The organism is Enterobacter sp. GD03975 (genome assembly GCF_029838645.1).
GTDB classification, from domain to species: Bacteria; Pseudomonadota; Gammaproteobacteria; order Enterobacterales; family Enterobacteriaceae; genus Enterobacter; species Enterobacter quasihormaechei.
This window is the reverse complement of record NZ_JAOBZC010000003.1, coordinates 17,559-35,494: the sequence shown is the minus strand read 5'-3', so window position 1 is coordinate 35,494 and position 17,936 is coordinate 17,559. Positions and strand designations below refer to the sequence as shown.

The following is a 17,936-nucleotide window of genomic DNA, read 5'->3' as shown; positions in this document are numbered from 1 at the left end:
CCGACGGCAACGGAAGCCCGGAGAATGTTTCGGGCTTTTGTTGTTTACGATCCAGTCTGACTCTGTTGACGGTGAAGCGCTAACGCTTCCGCCACGATTTCCTGCTTACTTTTCCGTGTTTCATACGCAGTGATGCGGATGTACTCCATCAGCGCGGGATCGATGCGGGCGCTTAACATCCTGAGATCGGCCTCCTTTGCTAAACCGCGAGCGACACGCTTATCGGGATAATCACGGGCGGGCATTGAAAACGTCCTCCAAAAATTGTCTTGCTGTTTTGTGCTGTAAAATATGCGCTAGTCTCAATGTAAAGTCAATGAATAGTGATCGCGTAGTGATTGTGATTTGGGGTCGTTATGGTTGAAGTCTTAATTAAGTGTTCATATAGTGTCTGCGTTATCCACGCTGTGAATCCGCATTTATGCAGAAAGTATCATTTACAGTTCTGTTAATGACTGAATGTTTAACACACCCATGAATAATTTCTGCCTGAAACTTAATTCAGGTTAATCTCTCTGCTTATTAATGGGTATTGCGTAATTAAATCTATTGTCTGAGGGCTCAGCTGTAAAAATCTGAGGTTATAAGAACGGCCTTGCCGGGAAATCCTGATATTCATCCTTTAAGCAACGCCTGGCTGGTCATATATTCCAGCGATGGCGAGGGAGTTAGCGATATTCACTTATTGCACCCAGCTAAACCCATGCAATTACGCTGGTTTTCATTTCTTACCACATAATAGCTTTTGTCTACGTTCTCTTTTTAATTTATGCTTCGCATACGAACAATTAGCGTTGTGCAGGGTTTTAGCATCGTGGCAGTTAATAAAACCCTGCTTTATATAAAGAAATCAGGAGATTCATTTTTATGTCAGACAATAATCCCCGCCCGTTCGGCTGGTTAGGCCTGTGGTGCCTGCTGGTGGGTGTGGTACTTCTTGTGACGGGGCTGTTCTTTGCCATCGGCGGTTTTAAACTGGTTACCCTGGGAGGGAGTTGGTACTTTCTCATTGCCGGGGTTTTCACGCTGCTCTCTGCAATCCAGTTCTTCCGCCGCAAGTCTTCCGCCGTGGGGCTGTTTGCCCTCGTGTTTCTTGGCACCCTGATTTGGGCATTTTATGATGCCGGACTCGACTTCTGGCCGCTGGTTTCCCGTTTGATGGTACCCGCCGGGCTGATGGTGCTGGCAGCAGCCAGCTGGCCTGCACTGCGCAAGCGTGAAGGAAAACCGTCCTCCACAAAAGGGGCGATGGGGGTCTGTGCAGTCCTTATTATCGGCATGGGCGTCACGTTTGTTCAGATGTTTCAACCCCATCCGACCGTGCCGTTTAGCGGCGACAAGCGCCCGCTGGTGCCGGTAAAAGACGAGGCGAAACAGCAGAACTGGGATCACTACGGTAATACGGCCGGCGGCAGTCGCTTTGTGGCGCTGGACCAGATAACCCGTGACAACGTGAAAGATCTGAAACCGGTCTGGACCTACCATACCGGTGACATTCCGCTAAGCCCGGATGGCAATGGCGCAGAAGATCAGCAAACGCCGTTACAGGTAGGCGATCGTGTCTTCCTGTGTACGCCGCATAACAACGTGATCGCCGTGGATGCCGACAGCGGTAAAGAGATCTGGAAAGCGGAAATCAACGCCAAGTCTGCCATCTGGATGCGCTGCCGTGGTCTGGCATACTTCGATGCCACCAAACCGCTGGTGCAGCCAACGGTAGCCGGCTCCACGCCGGTTCTGCCTGCGCAGGTCGCACCGGGCGCAGCATGCCAGCGTCGTATTCTGATGAATACCATTGACGGTAAGCTGATCGCGTTAGACGCCGATAACGGCAAATTCTGTCCGGACTTCGGCACTAACGGCAGCGTTAACCTGCATGAAGGGATGGGCGATGTGTCAGATCCCACCTACGTGTTGACGTCGGCCCCAACCCTGGCGGGCACCACGGTCGTGGTAGGCGGTCGCGTTGCGGATAACGTAAGCACCGATATGCCGGGCGGCGTGCTGCGCGGCTATGACGTGATCACCGGCCAGCTGCGCTGGGCGTTCGATCCACGTAATCCGGATCCGAACTATGTTCTGAAGCCGGGCGAACACTACAAACGTAGCTCCGCAAACTCCTGGGCCCCTATGTCCTGGGATGCGTCGATGAATACCGTGTTTATCCCGATGGGAAGTTCCTCTGTTGACCTGTGGGGCGCTGACCGTATTCCGGAAGACCACAAGTACGCCACCTCAATCCTGGCGCTGGATGCGACAACCGGGAAAGAGAAGTGGGTATACCAGACCGTGCATAACGACCTCTGGGATTTCGACATTCCGATGCAGCCGAGCCTGGTTGATTTCCCAACCAAAGAAGGCAACAAGCCAGCGGTCGTGGTGGGCACCAAGGCGGGGCAGATTTACGTTCTCGATCGCCTGACCGGTAAACCGCTCACCGAAGTGAAAGAGGTTCCGGTAAAACCAGCGGATATTCCGCGTGAGCAGTATCCCGCAACGCAGCCACGTTCCGTGGGCATGCCGCAGATTGGCGCGGAGACCCTGAAAGAGTCTGATATGTGGGGAGCGACGCCGTTTGACCAGCTGGCCTGTCGTATCAGCTTCAAATCAATGCGTTACGACGGTCTGTACACGATGCCGGGCACCGATATTTCCCTGAGTTTCCCGGGCTCGCTGGGAGGAATGAACTGGGGCAGTCTGTCCACGGATCCGAACAACCAGTACATTTTCGTCAACGACATGCGTCTGGGTCTGTGGGTTCAGCTGATTAAGCAAGATCCGCAAAGCGCAGTGGCAAACACGGGCGGTGAAGCCGTGAACGCCGGAATGGGCGCCGTTCCTATGAAAGGGACGCCATATTCGGTCAACAAAAACCGCTTCATGTCACCGCTGGGCATTCCGTGCCAGAAACCCCCGTTTGGCACCCTGTCCGCCATTGACCTGAAAACGCAGAAAATCGTCTGGCAGGTGCCGGTCGGTACCGTTCAGGATACCGGTCCGTTTGGGGTAAAAATGCGCATGCCAATGCCTGTCGGTATGCCGACGCTGGGCGGTACGCTCGCCACTCAGGGCGGTCTGGTCTTTATTGCCGGAACCCAGGATTACTACCTGCGTGCCTTTGATTCCTCTACGGGGGAAGAAGTATGGAAAGCGCGTCTCCCGGTGGGTAGCCAGGGCGGTCCTATCAGCTATGTATCACCGAAAACCGGCAAACAGTACATTCTGATTTCTGCCGGCGGTGCACGCCAGTCGCCGGATCGTGGTGACTACGTGATTGCCTACGCGCTGGATAAGTAACAGCGAAATAAGCAGCCAGGCCCCGTCTTAGTACGGGGCTTTTTTTATGGCTAAAAATCACGCATACCGGGAAAGCGGCGGTTCCGGTCAGCCAGCGAAAAGCACCCGCCAGCGACGGCGGCGGCGAGTCATTTCGCGCCACAGCGCGATGATCTCATCATGTTGCAGGGCATCGATAGCCTGCGGGGTTAACACCGGCAAACCATAGCGCTGGCGAAGGGCGGCCACTGCCGTGGTGCTGGCATCCCTCGGTGACCGGATCTGCGTCGCCAGCTGCTGTAGCAATAGGCTGAACCCGGATTCATCGCACGGCGTCAGCTCGCGCAAAAAGCGTTTACAGAAGCCCAGCAGCTCCACGGGAGAACGGTCAGGCGACTGTAGCGCCAGCAGCAGGCCATCGCGATCGGCAATACGCTGATAACGACAGCTGACCACGTAGCCAATTTGCTGTTCCACGCGCAGGCGCTGGAAAAATTGCGGTTCGCAGTATAGCGCCAGCAGCCGCAGCGCGGCGAGCGAAGCGCCCGGCGGCAGCGGAATAAACACCAGCAGTGCCGAGTCCGCGCTGACGTGCGGGATACGTTCGATTCCGCCGGGACAATCGCTGAACGGCGACGACCAAGCGTTAACCGGCACCCGGAGCAGGCCAAGCTGCCGGGCTAACCCGTGCGCGAGTTCGTCGCTGCCGCCAGCTAACGCCGCCAGCCAGCCGTCCCGGGGCGGTTCCGATGCCAGCCGTTCAGGCAATTGCTTAAGCAGCTGACGGATCGCGATGCCTTCTGGCGCTGGCGTAACAGCCGGTGTGGGGCGTGAGAGGCGATCGGCAATCGCCCTGAGGATGGGTTCCGCCGTCACCACTGCGTCAGGCAGCCGCAGGGTTAGCTGCCAGCTACCCTCCACCGTTTGCCACTCGCCGCTGCCGCCGATATGGCGCAGTTCAGCCAGAAGAGGGCGTAATTGTTTGCCTGCCGCCACACCCTGTGACTCGCTTACGCGCGAATAAAAAGGCCTGCGGAGGATCAGCGTCGGTGGTTGTGCCTGCGCCGATAAATGCAGCAGCGGAACGGCTTCTGGCGTCAGGGCTGGGGCAGAATATTGGGTAGCCTGTGGGTAGAAGGAAAACGCAATGGGGCTCTCATCCGCAACCGGCTGGCGACGCCAGTGGCTAAGCGGCAGGGCAAATCCCTGGCTGGAAATTGTCCCGGCGGCGTCCATTTTTTTGCAGGCCAGATACGAGGTAGGCGCCGCCAGTAAGTCGGCACAGAAGGCGGAAAAATCAACCGGCGCCGCGCCGGGTGCAAAACCAAACGCCCGCTGGCGAAGCTGATCAAGGGTCGACAGGGCGCTAAAGCGCTGCTGTGCCAGACGATAATAATGCCGCTGTTGCTCTTGCGTCGTTTGCTGTAGGGCCCGCAGCCAGCGCGTGATATGCGGATCTATGGCCTCGGGCCGTTCGCCGTCAACCGTTAGCGCCAGCCAGCCGTAATCGTCATCCTGATAAAGCCAGTCCAGCGATACGTCTTCTGCCAGCCCGCGCGCCCGCAGCCCGTCAATCAGGCTTCCGGGGGCCTCGTCCAGCAAGAATTCCCGAAGTAAGGTGACGTTGTCACTTTTTCGGATTAACGGACAACGCCACAGCGCGGGTCGCTCCGTCACTGCCAGCTGATAATCTGCTTCAGCGCTAAGGCGTAACAGGGGGGCGGCTTCAGGCACGCCACCTGAAGCAAAACCTGCCGCAAACGTATGGGCAAGCTCGGCTAACGCATCCAGCGTTTGCGGTCCCTGTAGCCACAATTGCAGGTGTCCGGCGACATAATAGCGGCGATGAAATCCGCGCAACGCGGCGTGCAGCGATCCCGTGTCTTGCCCCAGAGAATCATGGCTACCCACCTGAAAACGGCGAAAAACCCCCGGTTGTTCCATCGCGTGGCGCGCCGCGGCTTCGCGCCGGGCGGCATCATGCTGCTGGATGAGCCTGTTTTCCGCATCAATGACCGCCACTTCGCGTTGGATGTCCTGCCGGGAAAGCAGCGGCGCCTGCACCATATCCCGCAGTCGTGCGACGCCGTCGGACAGGTTATCGGCGGCAACGTCGAAGAAAAACGCGCTGTGGCGAGCCAGTGTGGTGGCGTTGACGCTGCCGCCCTGACGCTGGATCCAGGCCATGAGCCGATCGTCGCCCCGATAGTGCTCGCTACCGCGGAACAGCAGGTGCTCAAGCAAATGCGCGAGGCCGGCGAAGCGCGGTGGCTCATGGTGGCTTCCGGCGTTCACGCGCACCAGCGCCGCCGCGCGCGCCGCCTGCGGCTGATGAACCAGCGTTGCGCGTAAACCGCCCGCCAGCTCAACGATGCGGATGGTCATTGTCGCTACAGTTCCCGGGTTTTATAGATAAGCTGAGAACGGGTTCGGTTGCGGAACTGAAGCTGGCCAATTTTCATATCGCTACAGGCTGCTTCGCGTCGCGCGTCCAGAATTTTATGATGATGCGGCGATTTGCTGCACACCGGATCGGCGTTATCAGCATTCCCGGTAAGCATAAAGGCCTGGCAGCGGCAGCCGCCGAAGTCTTTCTCTTTTTCATCGCAGGAGCGGCACGGCTCCGGCATCCAGTCAAACCCGCGATAGCGGTTGAAGCCGAAAGAGTCATACCAGATGGATTCCAGGCTCTGCTCAAGCACCGAGGGGAATTCCACCGGCAGCTGGCGCGCGCTGTGGCAGGGCAGCGCCGTGCCTTCCGGGGTTACGCTGAGAAAAATCGACCCCCAGCCGCCCATACAGCCTTTTGGCCGCTCTTCGTAATAATCGGGAGTGACGAACAGCAGGTTGGTCAGATTGCCGCTGGCGGCCATTTTTTGCCGGTAGTCAGCGACCACGCGCTCAGCGCGGGCGATCTGTTCCCGCGTCGGCAGAAGCCCCTGACGGTTGAGGAACGCCCAACCGTAGAACTGGCAGGTGGCAAGTTCGACGTCATCGGCGTCCAGTTCGATGCACAGTTCGATGATCTTATCGATCTGATCGATATTGTGCCGGTGCAGGACGAAATTCAGCACCATCGGGTAATCGCGCGCTTTAACCGCTTTGGCCATCGCCAGCTTCTGCTGGAAGGCTTTTTTATTCCCCGCCAGCGCAGCGTTAAGCACTTCATCGCTGGCCTGGAAGCTTATCTGGATATGGTCCAGACCCGCCTCGCTGAACGCGTCGAGCTTGCTCTCCGTCAGGCCAATTCCCGAGGTGATCAGGTTGGTATAAAAACCGAGATCGCGGGCGGCGCGAATCAGCTCCGGCAGGTCTTTACGCGTCAACGGTTCGCCGCCGGAAAAGCCTATCTGCACGCTGCCCATCGCCCGCGCCTGGCGGAAAACGTCGATCCACTGTTCGGTGGTGAGCTCCTGGTCCTGCCGGGCGAAGTCCAGCGGGTTAGAGCAGTAAGGACACTGTAGCGGACAGCGATAGGTCAGCTCCGCCAGCAGCCACAGCGGTGGATTGACGGCGGGTTTATTCTGGCTCACGGAAAATAATCCACTTCTGTTGATAAGCGATTTGCAGGAATTCAACGACGTCGTCATCCACGCCGCCGGCTTCCGGGAAGCGTTCGTTGAGTACGGCAATAATGGCTGCCGCATCGCGTTGGCCATCGACCAGTTCAAGGATGGCGGCCGCAGTGTCATTGAGTTTAGCCATGCCTTCCGGATAGAGGATCACATGGCTGTCCTGCGCGGCTTCCCATTGCAGGCGATAGCCGCGACGAAAGGCGACAATTGAGTTCTTTTGCATGCTTATACCAGTCGGGTTGTGTGCCAGGCCGCTTTGTCGGTGACCGTGTGATAAGGCGGACGCTGTAGCGCGTAGGCCATGGTCATCGCGTCGAGCATTGACCACAGGATATCGAGTTTAAACTGAAGGATCTCCAGCATCCTGTTCTGCTTTTCCGCGCTGTCACAGTAACTCTTCGCCAGCTCCAGACCGTGTTCAACGTCGCGGCTGGCCTGGCTGAGGCGGCTACGGAAATAAAAATAGCCTTCCTCTTTGATCCACGGATAGTGCTGTGGCCAGCTGTCGAGACGCGACTGATGAATTTGCGGAGCAAACAGCTCGGTTAGCGAGCTGCATGCCGCTTCCTGCCAGTTGGCGCGGCGGGCGAAGTTAACGTAAGCGTCGACGGCGAAACGGACTCCGGGCAGCACGTGGCGTTCGCTGATTAAGTCGTCGCGGCTAAGCCCCACGGCCTCGCCCAGCTGGAGCCAGGCTTCGATACCACCGTCATGACCGTTGCTGCCATCGTGATCGAGGATGCGCTGCACCCATTTGCGACGCGTGTGCGGATCCGGGCAGTTCGCCATAATTGCCGCGTCCTTCAGCGGGATCGTCGTCTGATAGTAAAAACGGTTCGCCACCCAGCCCTGGATTTGCTCGCGGCTGGCCTCGCCGTTATGCATCGCAATATGGTACGGATGGTGAATATGATAATAGGCGCCTTTCGCCCGGAGGGCGTGTTCAAACTCTTGCGGCGAGAGCGTTTCGCGAATGTGCATAGTTAGTCCTGAAGCGTGATGGTCATCCCGTCCCAGCTCACTTCTATTCCCTGCTGCGTGAGGGCGTGACGCTGCGGCGATTGCTCGTTTAGGATCGGGTTAGTGTTATTAATGTGTATCAGAATCTTGCGCTTTGCCGGCAGTGAGGCCAGCAGCGCCATCATGCCGTGTTCATCGCCGAGCGCCAGATGGCCCATGTCGCGGCCGGTATTGCGCCCGACGCCAGCGGCCTGGAGCTCATCGTCCTGCCAGACGGTGCCGTCAATCAGCAGACAGTCCGCTTTTTTAAGCCACGGCAGAATGGCGTCATCGGGTTCGCCGAGACCCGGCGCGTAGAACAGCGTCTGACCGTTGCGGCGGTTTTCGATAAACAGCGCCACGTTATGTCCCGGCAGCGGGCGGTCGCGCCACGGCGAATAGGGCGGTGCGTTACTGGCGATGGGGACAGCGGTAAACTGCAAATCAGGGCAGGCTTCCACGCTAAAGGCGGTGAGCGGGGCAATCGGATGATGAATCAGGCCGCCGTTCCAGTGCCGTAGCATGGTAAAAATCGGGAAACCGCTGGTAAGATCTTCATGTACCTCGGGCGTACACCATACCTGATGCGGGCAGCCCTCGCGCAGGCTGAGCAGCCCGGTGGTATGGTCAATCTGGCTGTCGGTGAGAATAATGCCGCCAATATGCGTGCCGCGCAGAACCTCTTTCTTGTTCAGTTCTGGCGTGTGGGCAATCTGCTGGCTGATATCGGGCGAGGCGTTACACAGCACCCACTCTTTGCCGTTATCGCTGACGATGATCGACGATTGGGTGCGAGGGGTCGCCTGAAGAGTACCGTTGCGCAAACCCTGACAGTTGGCACAGTTACAGTTCCACTGTGGGAAACCGCCGCCGGCGGCGGAACCGAGGACTTTAATAAACATGAAGATAGGCCAGGTAGTAAAACGAAAATGCCCGCACGGATGGCGGGCTGAGTGATTAGCGGTTGGAAATGTACAGCGTCACTTCCAGGCCAAGACGTAAATCAATAAAAGCAGGTTTCTTCCACATCGTTTTTTCCTCTTTAAAATACAGCACTAACGCCATCGTTTGTGCCAGTTTTGTGATGGTCATCAAATAATGCGCTACAGGGGGGCAAAGCTCAACCCAAAATATGTAAGGAATTAACGTAATGTTTACAACGCAACCTATTGTTGCCAAACATTTTGCAATACCTTTTGCCAGTTGCCCCACAGCAGTTTATTCAGCACAAATTGATCATAGCCGCTATCGCGCAACGCGCCGATCAGCCGCGGTAAACCACTCACATCGTGCAACTCATCCGGCAGCGTAATGCCGTCAAAATCGGAGCCGAGCGCGACGTGATCGTCACCCATGATGTTAATAAGATAGTCGATATGGCGAACGATTGTGCTCAGCGGAGTATCACTATCGCGTTTACCGTCGGCGCGCAGAAAGGCGTTGCCGAAATTAACGCCCACCACGCCGCCGCTGTCGCGGATAGCCAGCAGCTGGCGATCGGTCAGATTGCGCGGTTGCGGGCACAGCGCATGGGCGTTGGAATGGGTGGCGACCAGCGGGGAAGAGGAATGACGAGCGGTATCCCAGAACGCCTTTTCATTCATATGCGAGACGTCAATCACCATGTTCAGGGCGTTAGCCTGCCTGATGAGGGCGATCCCCTCTGCGGTGAGTCCAGGGCCGCTGTCCGGGCTGCCGGGAAACGCCCCGTTAACGCCGGTGCCGAAACGGTTAGCAATGTTCCAGAAAGGCCCAATGCTGCGCACGCCTGCGGCATAAAAGGCCCGTAGATCGTCTCCCTCGCCGTCAAAACCGCCCGCGCCCTCAATATGCGCCACCATTGCCAGCACATTATCCTGACGGCAGCGTTCGATATCCGCCGCGCTCAGGCACAACCGCGCCCGGTTTGCGGAGTGTGCGATAAGCTGCTTAAGGATCGTCAACTGCTGCCAGAGAATGTCGATCGGCTCCCACGGCTCGCTGGCGTATTGCGGCGCCATGCGGGCGATATACGCCTGCGGCGGCACGAACAGCGCGAACAGCCCGCCGGAAAATCCGCCTTGCTGCATACGGGGATAATCGAGATGTCCGTTCTCAATACCGGAAAAGAAAGCCGTTACCGGATCCTGGCGATGGTGAAGCCATAAATTAAGCAACAGGTCATTGTGACCATCAAAAATCGCCATAGCGCATCCCACTGTCTTGTATTGCCGAAAAAGTTGCCTGGCACGATAACCGATTTGTCCCGTCCGGCAAGGGGAAATTTACAACTTAGCAGCAATTGTTAATATCACTTAACAGTAAGACGATCGGCACATCGTATTGTTGCCGATGGGCGGTAAAGCCGTTGATATTATTTCTTCTTGTTCATCATCGCTTTGAGATCGGCAAAAGGATTAAACGTAGCGACACCCACGTCTTTTTGCGCATCCTCACCCGCGACAACGGTGGTGCCATACTGGTCTGCTTCGGTGTACTTTGAGTGTTCGTGGTCGTGGCAAAACAGGCATAACAGCTCCCAGTTACTGCCGTCTTCCGGGTTATTGGTGTGATCGTGGTCGATATGGTGAACCGTGAGTTCACGAAGATTCGAATAAACAAACTCTCGCGAGCAGCGCCCACAGACCCACGGGTAAATTTTTAGCGCTTTTTCACGGTAGCCGCTTTCCAGCCGTGCGTAGTTTTTGGGGATCAGAGCCATTGCTGTTGTTACCTGTTAAAAAAGAATAGTTCACACTATATCCCATTATGAGATGGCAGGAGAATGCCTCCTCGGCGGGAGGGATGCCTGTGGTCTGCATTTTCTGTCAGTTTATTTGAAGCATTCCGTTAAATAATCCCCATTTATTCTCATCCGCGAATGCGTAGAGTAGGGATCACGCAATGCTTCATCAGGATACTCCACTATGAAAAAGATTGGATTTTTGTCGTTTGGTCACTGGACGCCGTCTTCCCAGTCCGGCACGCAGACCGCGGCTGACGCGCTGCTACAGTCCATCGATCTGGCGGTCGCCGCTGAAGAGCTGGGCGCGGACGGCGCTTATTTCCGCGTGCACCACTTTGCCCGCCAGCTCAGTTCGCCATTCCCCTTGCTGGCTGCGATAAGCGCGAAAACCAAACGCATCGAAATCGGTACGGGCGTGATCGACATGCGGTACGAGAATCCGCTGTATATGGCGGAAGATGCTGGCGCGGCAGATCTCATCTCCGGCGGGCGATTACAGCTGGGTATCAGCCGGGGCTCCCCGGAGCAGGTGATTGATGGCTGGCGTTATTTTGGTTACGTGCCGCAGGAAGGGGAAAACGAATCTGATATGGCGCGCCGCCACACCGAGGTACTGCTTGATGTATTACGTGGTGAAGGGTTTGCGAAGCCTAACCCACAGCCGATGTTCCCCAATCCGCCGGGATTGTTGCGTCTGGAGCCGCATTCAGAAGGCTTACGCGATCGTATCTGGTGGGGGGCTGGCTCCAATGCAACGGCAGTATGGGCAGCAAAACTGGGGATGAACCTGCAAAGCTCAACGCTAAAAGACGATGAAACCGGCGAGCCGTTTCATATTCAGCAGGCAAAACAGATCCGTGCCTACCGACAGGCCTGGGCAGAGGCTGGGCATACTCGTCAGCCGCGCGTTTCGGTCAGCCGCAGTATTTTTGCCCTGATGGACGATCGCGACCGGATGTATTTCGGTTCAGGCCGCAACGAGAGCGACAGCGTTGGCTATCTGGATGAGAAAACGCGGGCAATTTTCGGACGCAGTTACGCCGCAGAGCCAGACAAGCTGATTGAACAGCTGAAAAAGGATGAAGCCATCGCTGAAGCGGATACGCTATTGCTTACCGTGCCGAATCAGCTGGGCGTGGCATACAACGCGCATGTCATCGAGTCCATACTGAAACATGTCGCACCGGAAATGGGATGGCGCGATCGTAATGCTTAATCTGGCCCTCTGGTATCGCCGGTTTGGTGAGCCTGAATCGGTACTGCAACCGGAAACCGCCCCCATGCCGCCGCGCCAGCCGGGAGAGATACGTGTGCGCATGCTTTTTTCGCCGGTGAACGCCTCCGATCTTATCCCCATAACCGGGGCGTATCGCCATCGCACGCCGCTGCCTGCGATAGCCGGTTATGAAGGGGTCGGAATAGTAACCGAAACGCCCGCCGCTTACCCGACGCTGCTGGGCAAGCGGGTGCTGCCGTTACGGGGGAAGGGGACGTGGCAGCGTTATGTCGATTGCCCGGCAGGGTACGCGGTTCCTGTCCCGGACGACGTCGACTCGCTGCTTGCCGCGCGGGCGTATATCAACCCGCTTGCCGCACAGATGATGCTGGACCGCTATCCTCCGGCAGGTAAAACGGTGCTGCTCACCGCTGCCGGTTCTGACTGCGCCGTTCTGCTCGGGCAATGGGCTCGTCAGGCGGGTGCAGAGGCGGTTTATGGGATCCACCGCTCGCCCGTGCACGCTCAACGTTTGGCCGAATTAGGGATCGTCCCCATTGCGCAACATGATATGGCCGCAGTCAACGCTGCCGCCGCGCGCGCAGACGTGGTGTACGACGCCACGGGCGGCAGCCTGGCGGAGACGATCCTGGGCGTGATGCCTGAAAGCGGCACGTTTGTCTGCTACGGGCTGCTCTCCGGTCAGACGTTCCGGCAGCAGCGGGCGCTGCCGCGCGTGGCGTGGTTTCACATTCGTAACTACCTGGACGCGCTCAGCACGGAGGCGTGGCAGGCGGAGTTTCAGCGCATCTGGCCGAAACTGCGGGACAGCCAGTGCAGCGATGTCACCCTTTACCCTCTGTCGGAATGGCAGCGGGCATTGGGCAACTATCGCGAAGCGGGTAGAACGCGCAAACCCGTGCTGTCGATGGAGAATTAATCGGCCTTATGGCTCATGTCGCTCAGCAGTACAGCGATACTTTGTCCACCGGCGGTCTGCTCCAGGCCAATTTTCACAATAATCGTCAGCGGAACGGAGAGCAGCATGCCGACAGGCCCAAGCAGCCAGCCCCAGAAGATCAGGGACAGGAACACAACGAGGGTTGAAAGCCCCAGCCCGCGTCCCATGATGCGTGGCTCAAGAATGTTCCCGAAGACAAGGTTAATCACCAGATAGCCTGCCAGCAGAATCAGCGCATCATACAAACCGCTGAAAACCAGCACCTGAAGGATAGGGGGGATCGCCGCCAGCACGGAGCCGATGTTAGGAATGTAGTTAAGGGCAAAGGCCAGCAGCCCCCAGACAAAGGCGAAACGCACGTCCAGCGCGGCGAGCATCCCCCAGACCACGAATCCCGTCACCAGACTGATGGCCGTTTTCAGCACCAGATAGCGTGAAACGCTGTCGAGCGCGCGCTGAATGGCGCCCATTCCTTCCACCGGACGCACCATGATGTGCTGTAGCTTTGCAGGCAGTTGAGGGACTTCCAGCAGCATAAACACGACCGTCAGGAACAGCAGGAAAATGGAGGTCATGGCGTTGGAAAGCTGTGCCAGCAGGCTGGTGACAATCGTCATGGCAGCATTCGGATCGATGTATTTAAGCAACTCCTCAACCGAGACTTCAATGCCGGCGCGTTGCAGCCAGGGTTCAATTTGCAGCAGCGGGGTCGCCAGGGAAGAACGGTATGTCGGTAGGGTTCGCGCCAGCTCGTTCAGGGACGTTCCCAGATAGGCAACTAGCAGCACCATCGCAACGATAATAATACTGATAAGCAGGCTGATCGCCAGCACGCGCGGTATGCGCATCCGCACCATCCGCTGCACCAGCGGGTTGAGGATCACCGCGATAAAAAGCGCCAGGATAAAGGGCACGATGATATCGGCCGCAAAACGAACGCCGGTCAAAATGATCACCAGCATGCCCAGCATGATGACTATCTTAAGCCCGTTGAGGGTGATAATGGGTTTGGCCATGGACGTTCCTGAAAAGTTTTTTATTTATAATAGAGGGGAAAGCGGATTAAAAAAACTAACCAAAATCAAACAGACTGGGTAAAGAAATGAAAAGGCTTTGAGTAAATTCCTGGCTTATGATACAAATCAGGCGTGTTCAACTACTGAGGACAATTTTCATCCGCAAAGACGAGAAGCAACACCGCGGATAATTGTAATTTTATGGACAATTTGTTCAGGACGTATTTTTCAAACAACACTGCTCTGTTTTCAACCTCCCTCTGCATGCTTTCCGGTGAACAACACTGGCGTTCCGCGCTATAGTCACGTCTTCTGCCTGAGCTGGCGCTATGCGCTTAGCTATCTGATTTAATTCCCAATTTTTTGGTTTGCTGTCCGCAGCGAGCCTCGATGGATTATATTCTCAAGCAGGAGAAAAACATGTTTTACTGGATTTTATTAGCGCTGGCTATCGTAGCTGAAATTACCGGCACCCTGTCGATGAAATGGGCGAGCGTGAGTGATGGCAGCACCGGATTTATTTTGATGCTGGTCATGATTACGCTTTCCTATATTTTCCTCTCCTTCGCGGTTAAAAAAATCGCGCTGGGCGTGGCATACGCCCTGTGGGAAGGTATTGGTATTTTATTGATCACGCTGTTCAGCGTCATGATATTTGATGAAACCCTGACGACAATGAAAATTGCCGGGTTGACGACCCTGGTGGCAGGTATCGTGCTGATTAAATCGGGTACGCGCAAGCCGGCAAAACAGCAGAAGGAGCAGACCCATGCAGCAGTTTGAATGGATCCACGCGGCCTGGCTGGGTTTAGCGATCGTTCTGGAAATTATTGCGAACGTCTTTCTGAAGTTCTCCGACGGTTTTCGTCGTAAAACTTACGGCCTGCTATCGATTGCCGCGGTGCTGGGGGCGTTTAGCGCCCTGTCACAGGCGGTAAAAGGCATCGATCTTTCCGTGGCCTATGCGCTGTGGGGCGGCTTCGGTATTGCCGCCACCCTGGCGGCAGGCTGGATTATGTTCGGGCAGCGTTTAAACAATAAAGGCTGGATAGGGCTGGTATTACTGCTCGCCGGCATGATCATGATTAAACTGGCCTGAGTAACCTACTGCTGCGCCAGGGCTTCCAGCCTGTCACGAAAACCGGTCACCGCCAACGCCCGGTTATCGGCGCGCCAGCGGTCTTTCGCCGCCGGAGCAGAACTCTGAACGCCAATCAGTTGCCAGCCGTTAGCGGTTTTTAACATCAGGGGCGATCCGCTATCACCCGGTAGCGTATCGCACTGATGCGAAAGCACGCTGTTTTGCGCCCAGCCCGTCACCACACAGTCCGTATGGGTGTAAAGCGAATCGAGGTGATCAACAGGGTAGCCTGACTGCGTCACTTTGCGGTCGGCGGCCTTAAGGGCGGCGGTGAGCGCGTCTTTGTCGCCATCAAAAAGCGGTAGGGGAGCGATCCCGGACGGCGGATAACGTAAAACGATCAGACCGAAATCCCAGGATGCCGCCCCGGGCGGCACAATCCAGCCATCGCCATCCGGTTTTAAGCGTTTACCGAGCGATGGATCCACCCGCCCCTCAATACCGTGGATTTCGTAGCGCCATATTCCTTTTTGCGACACAAAGCGCAGGGCGATCGCTTTATCCGGTTTGCCCTCGGGCGGCATTAGCAGGCAATGACCCGCCGTCAGCGCAAGGCGTGGTGTAATGAGCGTTGCGGTACATAAATTGCCGCTGGCGGTTTCCAGTTGCCCGATGGCATCCCAGGGCGCTTCGGTAGGATCGGTGACACGCGTACGATCGTCATGACCAAAAAACAGCGTCTTTACCTCTTTGGCGCTAATGGCGACATCGTCACCATCATCCGCATGTGAAAAGCCAGCAAAAAGGCTAAACGTTCCCAGTAACAACACAACAGATTTACGCATATCACACTCTGGTGGGGGTAATTATGATTATTAAAAGTGAACCCTATGAAAATACTATAGACGCGACAGCGAGAAAGTGGGAGTAAAATCAGCGTGCTACATTCAGGAAAGATAAAAGTGGCTGGCGATGAGCGCGCACAAGATTAGCAGGATAAGAATGAACTCAAACCGATAGCGCCGCAGCATACGCCCTCCGGATAAAAAAACGGCGCTGACCTCAAACCCGTTCAGCGCCGGTTTACCAACGTGCCCCGAAGGGCACGGTTAAGCTTGTACTCTTACGCTGCTGGCTGTGCAGCAGGTTTAGCCGCTTCGTGTTTTGCCGCTTTTTTGTGATGCTTTTTAGCCGCCTGTGCTTTCTGCTCTACCGCGGATTTTGCCGCTTTTTTGTGGTGCTTTTTAGCCGCCTGGGCTTTCTGTTCTGCCGCAGGTTTAGCCGCTTTGTGATGTTTTTTATGGTGAACCGTTTTGGCCGGAGCAGAAGTGGTCGCCGCAGGCGCTGCGGTGGCGGTAGTTTCAGCCGCGAATGCAGCAGAAGACAGACCCATAGCAGCGGCAACAACCAGAGCTAATACTTTTTTCATTTTCATACCCTCGAATTTGGTTTTTCATTTAACCCCACTGCGGGGCCGTTGAAAGAACTATATCCCTGTAAATTCGAGGTTTCCGTGAGTGATTGGTATCGGCGTGTAACCGTATGTACAACGCCGGGGCGTCACCCCGGCGCGTTCGGTTACAGGTAGCGGGAAGTCAGGTGTTCGCGGAAGTAGCGGATGTTCAAATCATCACCCGTTGCCTGAGTGATTAACTGCGACGTGCTGAAGCGGCTGCCGTGCTGCCAGATGTTCTGACGCAGCCAGTCAAACAGCGCCGAGAAATCGCCTCCGGCAATGGATGCCTGCAACCCAGGCAATGCATTTTTGGCGGCATGGAAGAGCTGTGCCGCATACATTGCTCCCAGCGTGTAAGACGGGAAGTAGCCAAAACCGCCGTCGGTCCAGTGGATATCCTGCATACAGCCGTTGCGATAATTATCCTTGGTGGATAACCCAAGCCAGGCCTGCATTTTCTCATCCCACAGGGTAGGAATATCGTCGACTTCGATTTCGCCGTTGATCAGCGCGCGCTCGATCTCATAGCGCAGCACCACGTGCGCCGGATAACTCACTTCATCCGCATCCACGCGAATGTATCCCGGCTTCACGCGCTGGTTCCAGGCAATGAAATTCTCTTCACTGAACGCCGCCTGACTGCCGAAACGGGCATGGACCGCCGGAAGCAGATGCTTGAGGAATGCCTCGCTGCGGCCCAGCTGCATCTCAAAGAACAGACTCTGGGATTCGTGGATCGCCGTAGAGCGCGCCAGCGCAACGGGCTGCCCGGCCCACGCTCGGGGAAGGTTTTGCTCGTAGCGGGCATGTCCGGTTTCGTGGATCACGCCGAAAAGCGCGCTGAGCAACTCGTCTTCATCGTAACGCGTGGTGATACGCACATCTTCCGGCACGCCGCCGCAGAACGGGTGGGCGCTAACGTCCAGACGACCGCCGTTAAAATCGAAGCCCAGCATTTTCATCGCTTCCAGGCCCAGCTCGCGCTGCGTGGCGGTCGGGAAGGGACCCTGTGGCGGAACGAACGATCGCTGAGCCTGTTTTTCCACAACCTTTGCCAGCAGATCCGGCAGCCACGTCTTCATATCGCCAAACAGCACATCCAGGCGGGCGCTGGTCATGTCGGGTTCAAAAATATCCAGCAGCGCGTCGTAAGGCGTGCAGCCTTTGGCCTCGGCGCGCAGGCGAGCTTCTTCACGACTGAGCTTCACCACCTCTTTCAGGTTGGCTGAAAAGCCCAGCCAGTCGTTGGCCGGACGCTGAGTGCGCCAGGCGTGTTCACACTTGCTGCCCGCCAGCGATTTTGCCTCTACCAGCGATTCCGGCAGTAAGGTGGCCTGCTGGTAGTGGCGCGTCATTTCACGCAGGTTGGCCTGCTCTACGTCGTTCAGATCTTCTTCAGCCGCCGCAGCCAGCCATTCACCCACTTTTTTATCGGTCAGGATCTGATGTTGCAGGACGCTCATCTCCGCCAGCGCTTCACCGCGCGCGGCGCTGCCGCCGGGCGGCATCATGGTAAACATGTCCCAGCTGGCGATGGAGGAGAGGTGAGAGAAGCGGGAGAGACGCTGGAAGGTGCGGGTGAGTTGTTGATAAGAAACGTTTTTCTGCATAATTATTGTTCTCGTTCTGTT

18 protein-coding genes are annotated in these 17,936 nt (G+C 56.5%); 5 read left to right on the top strand and 13 right to left on the bottom strand.

Translation table 11 applies throughout. From position 1 onward, the window contains the following. Positions 1-44: 44 nt before the first annotated feature. A complete protein-coding gene (locus N5C09_RS06360) occupies positions 45-245 on the bottom strand; it encodes a hypothetical protein (protein WP_102751249.1) in 201 nt (66 codons plus the stop codon). Between the two features lie 622 nt (positions 246-867). Between N5C09_RS06360 and N5C09_RS06355 the strand changes: the two genes are divergently transcribed. Continuing rightward, complete coding sequence (locus N5C09_RS06355) at positions 868-3,297, top strand: glucose/quinate/shikimate family membrane-bound PQQ-dependent dehydrogenase (protein ID WP_279748685.1); 2,430 nt, start codon at positions 868-870, stop codon at positions 3,295-3,297. Positions 3,298-3,384: 87 nt separating this feature from the next. Here the strand turns inward: N5C09_RS06355 and pqqF are convergent, their stop codons facing one another. The 8 genes from pqqF to yajD form a co-directional block, all read right to left on the bottom strand. Next, entirely contained in the window at positions 3,385-5,661 is a 2,277-nt protein-coding gene (gene pqqF / locus N5C09_RS06350; protein ID WP_279748683.1) for a pyrroloquinoline quinone biosynthesis protein PqqF, read from the bottom strand. Positions 5,662-5,666: 5 nt separating this feature from the next. Beyond that, positions 5,667-6,809, bottom strand: coding sequence for a pyrroloquinoline quinone biosynthesis protein PqqE (gene pqqE / locus N5C09_RS06345; protein ID WP_063866848.1), 1,143 nt, complete (start codon positions 6,807-6,809; stop codon positions 5,667-5,669). Then, on the bottom strand, positions 6,796-7,074 hold the full coding sequence (pqqD, locus tag N5C09_RS06340) for a pyrroloquinoline quinone biosynthesis peptide chaperone PqqD (protein ID WP_063451496.1): 279 nt from the start codon (positions 7,072-7,074) through the stop codon (positions 6,796-6,798). The genes pqqE and pqqD overlap by 14 nt, the downstream gene beginning before the upstream one ends. Positions 7,075-7,076: 2 nt before the next feature. Next, the gene (gene pqqC, locus N5C09_RS06335) at positions 7,077-7,832 is read right to left on the bottom strand and encodes a pyrroloquinoline-quinone synthase PqqC (RefSeq protein WP_023306095.1); all 756 of its coding nucleotides are present in this window, start codon (positions 7,830-7,832) and stop codon (positions 7,077-7,079) included. Between the two features lie 2 nt (positions 7,833-7,834). Next, positions 7,835-8,752, bottom strand: coding sequence for a pyrroloquinoline quinone biosynthesis protein PqqB (pqqB, locus tag N5C09_RS06330; protein WP_063451494.1), 918 nt, complete (start codon positions 8,750-8,752; stop codon positions 7,835-7,837). A 55-nt stretch (positions 8,753-8,807) separates the two neighbouring features. Next, positions 8,808-8,879 carry a pyrroloquinoline quinone precursor peptide PqqA gene (gene pqqA, locus N5C09_RS06325; RefSeq protein ID WP_002905689.1) on the bottom strand — a complete coding sequence of 24 codons (72 nt, stop codon included), beginning with the start codon at positions 8,877-8,879 and terminating at the stop codon, positions 8,808-8,810. A gap of 137 nt (positions 8,880-9,016) precedes the next feature. Beyond that, positions 9,017-10,036 carry a dipeptidase gene (locus N5C09_RS06320; protein ID WP_279748682.1) on the bottom strand — a complete coding sequence of 340 codons (1,020 nt, stop codon included), beginning with the start codon at positions 10,034-10,036 and terminating at the stop codon, positions 9,017-9,019. 167 nt (positions 10,037-10,203) lie between these two features. Further along, positions 10,204-10,551: an HNH nuclease YajD gene (gene yajD / locus N5C09_RS06315; protein WP_006808895.1), complete on the bottom strand. Its 348-nt coding sequence runs from the start codon at positions 10,549-10,551 to the stop codon at positions 10,204-10,206. 205 nt (positions 10,552-10,756) lie between these two features. Here yajD and N5C09_RS06310 point away from each other — a divergent pair, with 205 nt between their 5' ends. Together N5C09_RS06310 and N5C09_RS06305 are read left to right on the top strand one after the other, a co-directional pair. Next, the gene (locus tag N5C09_RS06310; protein WP_279748681.1) at positions 10,757-11,791 is read left to right on the top strand and encodes an LLM class flavin-dependent oxidoreductase; all 1,035 of its coding nucleotides are present in this window, start codon (positions 10,757-10,759) and stop codon (positions 11,789-11,791) included. Then, positions 11,784-12,731: a zinc-dependent alcohol dehydrogenase family protein gene (locus tag N5C09_RS06305; RefSeq protein WP_279748679.1), complete on the top strand. Its 948-nt coding sequence runs from the start codon at positions 11,784-11,786 to the stop codon at positions 12,729-12,731. Before N5C09_RS06310 ends, N5C09_RS06305 begins: the two co-directional genes overlap by 8 nt. Here N5C09_RS06305 and N5C09_RS06300 read toward each other — a convergent pair. Then, on the bottom strand, positions 12,728-13,768 hold the full coding sequence (locus N5C09_RS06300) for an AI-2E family transporter (protein ID WP_063451487.1): 1,041 nt from the start codon (positions 13,766-13,768) through the stop codon (positions 12,728-12,730). The genes N5C09_RS06305 and N5C09_RS06300 overlap by 4 nt on opposite strands. A gap of 420 nt (positions 13,769-14,188) precedes the next feature. On the opposite strand from N5C09_RS06300, the gene mdtJ reads away from it, so the two are divergent. Continuing rightward, positions 14,189-14,551, top strand: coding sequence for a multidrug/spermidine efflux SMR transporter subunit MdtJ (gene mdtJ, locus N5C09_RS06295; protein ID WP_112793265.1), 363 nt, complete (start codon positions 14,189-14,191; stop codon positions 14,549-14,551). Next, the gene (gene mdtI / locus N5C09_RS06290; RefSeq protein WP_279748678.1) at positions 14,538-14,867 is read left to right on the top strand and encodes a multidrug/spermidine efflux SMR transporter subunit MdtI; all 330 of its coding nucleotides are present in this window, start codon (positions 14,538-14,540) and stop codon (positions 14,865-14,867) included. Before mdtJ ends, mdtI begins: the two co-directional genes overlap by 14 nt. Before the next feature lie 5 nt (positions 14,868-14,872). Here mdtI and N5C09_RS06285 read toward each other — a convergent pair whose 3' ends face one another. The 3 genes from N5C09_RS06285 to N5C09_RS06275 form a co-directional block, all read right to left on the bottom strand. Beyond that, positions 14,873-15,694 carry a serine protease gene (locus tag N5C09_RS06285; RefSeq protein WP_063451484.1) on the bottom strand — a complete coding sequence of 274 codons (822 nt, stop codon included), beginning with the start codon at positions 15,692-15,694 and terminating at the stop codon, positions 14,873-14,875. Positions 15,695-15,972: 278 nt separating this feature from the next. Next, the gene (gene asr, locus N5C09_RS06280) at positions 15,973-16,278 is read right to left on the bottom strand and encodes an acid resistance repetitive basic protein Asr (RefSeq protein WP_279748677.1); all 306 of its coding nucleotides are present in this window, start codon (positions 16,276-16,278) and stop codon (positions 15,973-15,975) included. A 149-nt stretch (positions 16,279-16,427) separates the two neighbouring features. Then, complete coding sequence (locus tag N5C09_RS06275) at positions 16,428-17,915, bottom strand: carboxypeptidase M32 (RefSeq protein WP_279748676.1); 1,488 nt, start codon at positions 17,913-17,915, stop codon at positions 16,428-16,430. Positions 17,916-17,936 lie beyond the last annotated feature (21 nt).

Coding starts and splice junctions, on each gene's coding strand:
- N5C09_RS06275 (WP_279748676.1), bottom strand. CDS start 17,915: ATGCAGAAAAACGTTTCTTATCAACAACTCACCCGCACCTTCCAGCGT.
- N5C09_RS06355 (WP_279748685.1), top strand. CDS start 868: ATGTCAGACAATAATCCCCGCCCGTTCGGCTGGTTAGGCCTGTGGTGC.
- mdtI (WP_279748678.1), top strand. CDS start 14,538: ATGCAGCAGTTTGAATGGATCCACGCGGCCTGGCTGGGTTTAGCGATC.
- N5C09_RS06300 (WP_063451487.1), bottom strand. CDS start 13,768: ATGGCCAAACCCATTATCACCCTCAACGGGCTTAAGATAGTCATCATG.
- pqqF (WP_279748683.1), bottom strand. CDS start 5,661: ATGACCATCCGCATCGTTGAGCTGGCGGGCGGTTTACGCGCAACGCTG.
- asr (WP_279748677.1), bottom strand. CDS start 16,278: ATGAAAAAAGTATTAGCTCTGGTTGTTGCCGCTGCTATGGGTCTGTCT.
- pqqC (WP_023306095.1), bottom strand. CDS start 7,832: ATGCACATTCGCGAAACGCTCTCGCCGCAAGAGTTTGAACACGCCCTC.
- N5C09_RS06310 (WP_279748681.1), top strand. CDS start 10,757: ATGAAAAAGATTGGATTTTTGTCGTTTGGTCACTGGACGCCGTCTTCC.
- N5C09_RS06305 (WP_279748679.1), top strand. CDS start 11,784: ATGCTTAATCTGGCCCTCTGGTATCGCCGGTTTGGTGAGCCTGAATCG.
- yajD (WP_006808895.1), bottom strand. CDS start 10,551: ATGGCTCTGATCCCCAAAAACTACGCACGGCTGGAAAGCGGCTACCGT.
- N5C09_RS06320 (WP_279748682.1), bottom strand. CDS start 10,036: ATGGCGATTTTTGATGGTCACAATGACCTGTTGCTTAATTTATGGCTT.
- pqqD (WP_063451496.1), bottom strand. CDS start 7,074: ATGCAAAAGAACTCAATTGTCGCCTTTCGTCGCGGCTATCGCCTGCAA.
- N5C09_RS06285 (WP_063451484.1), bottom strand. CDS start 15,694: ATGCGTAAATCTGTTGTGTTGTTACTGGGAACGTTTAGCCTTTTTGCT.
- N5C09_RS06360 (WP_102751249.1), bottom strand. CDS start 245: ATGCCCGCCCGTGATTATCCCGATAAGCGTGTCGCTCGCGGTTTAGCA.
- mdtJ (WP_112793265.1), top strand. CDS start 14,189: ATGTTTTACTGGATTTTATTAGCGCTGGCTATCGTAGCTGAAATTACC.
- pqqB (WP_063451494.1), bottom strand. CDS start 8,752: ATGTTTATTAAAGTCCTCGGTTCCGCCGCCGGCGGCGGTTTCCCACAG.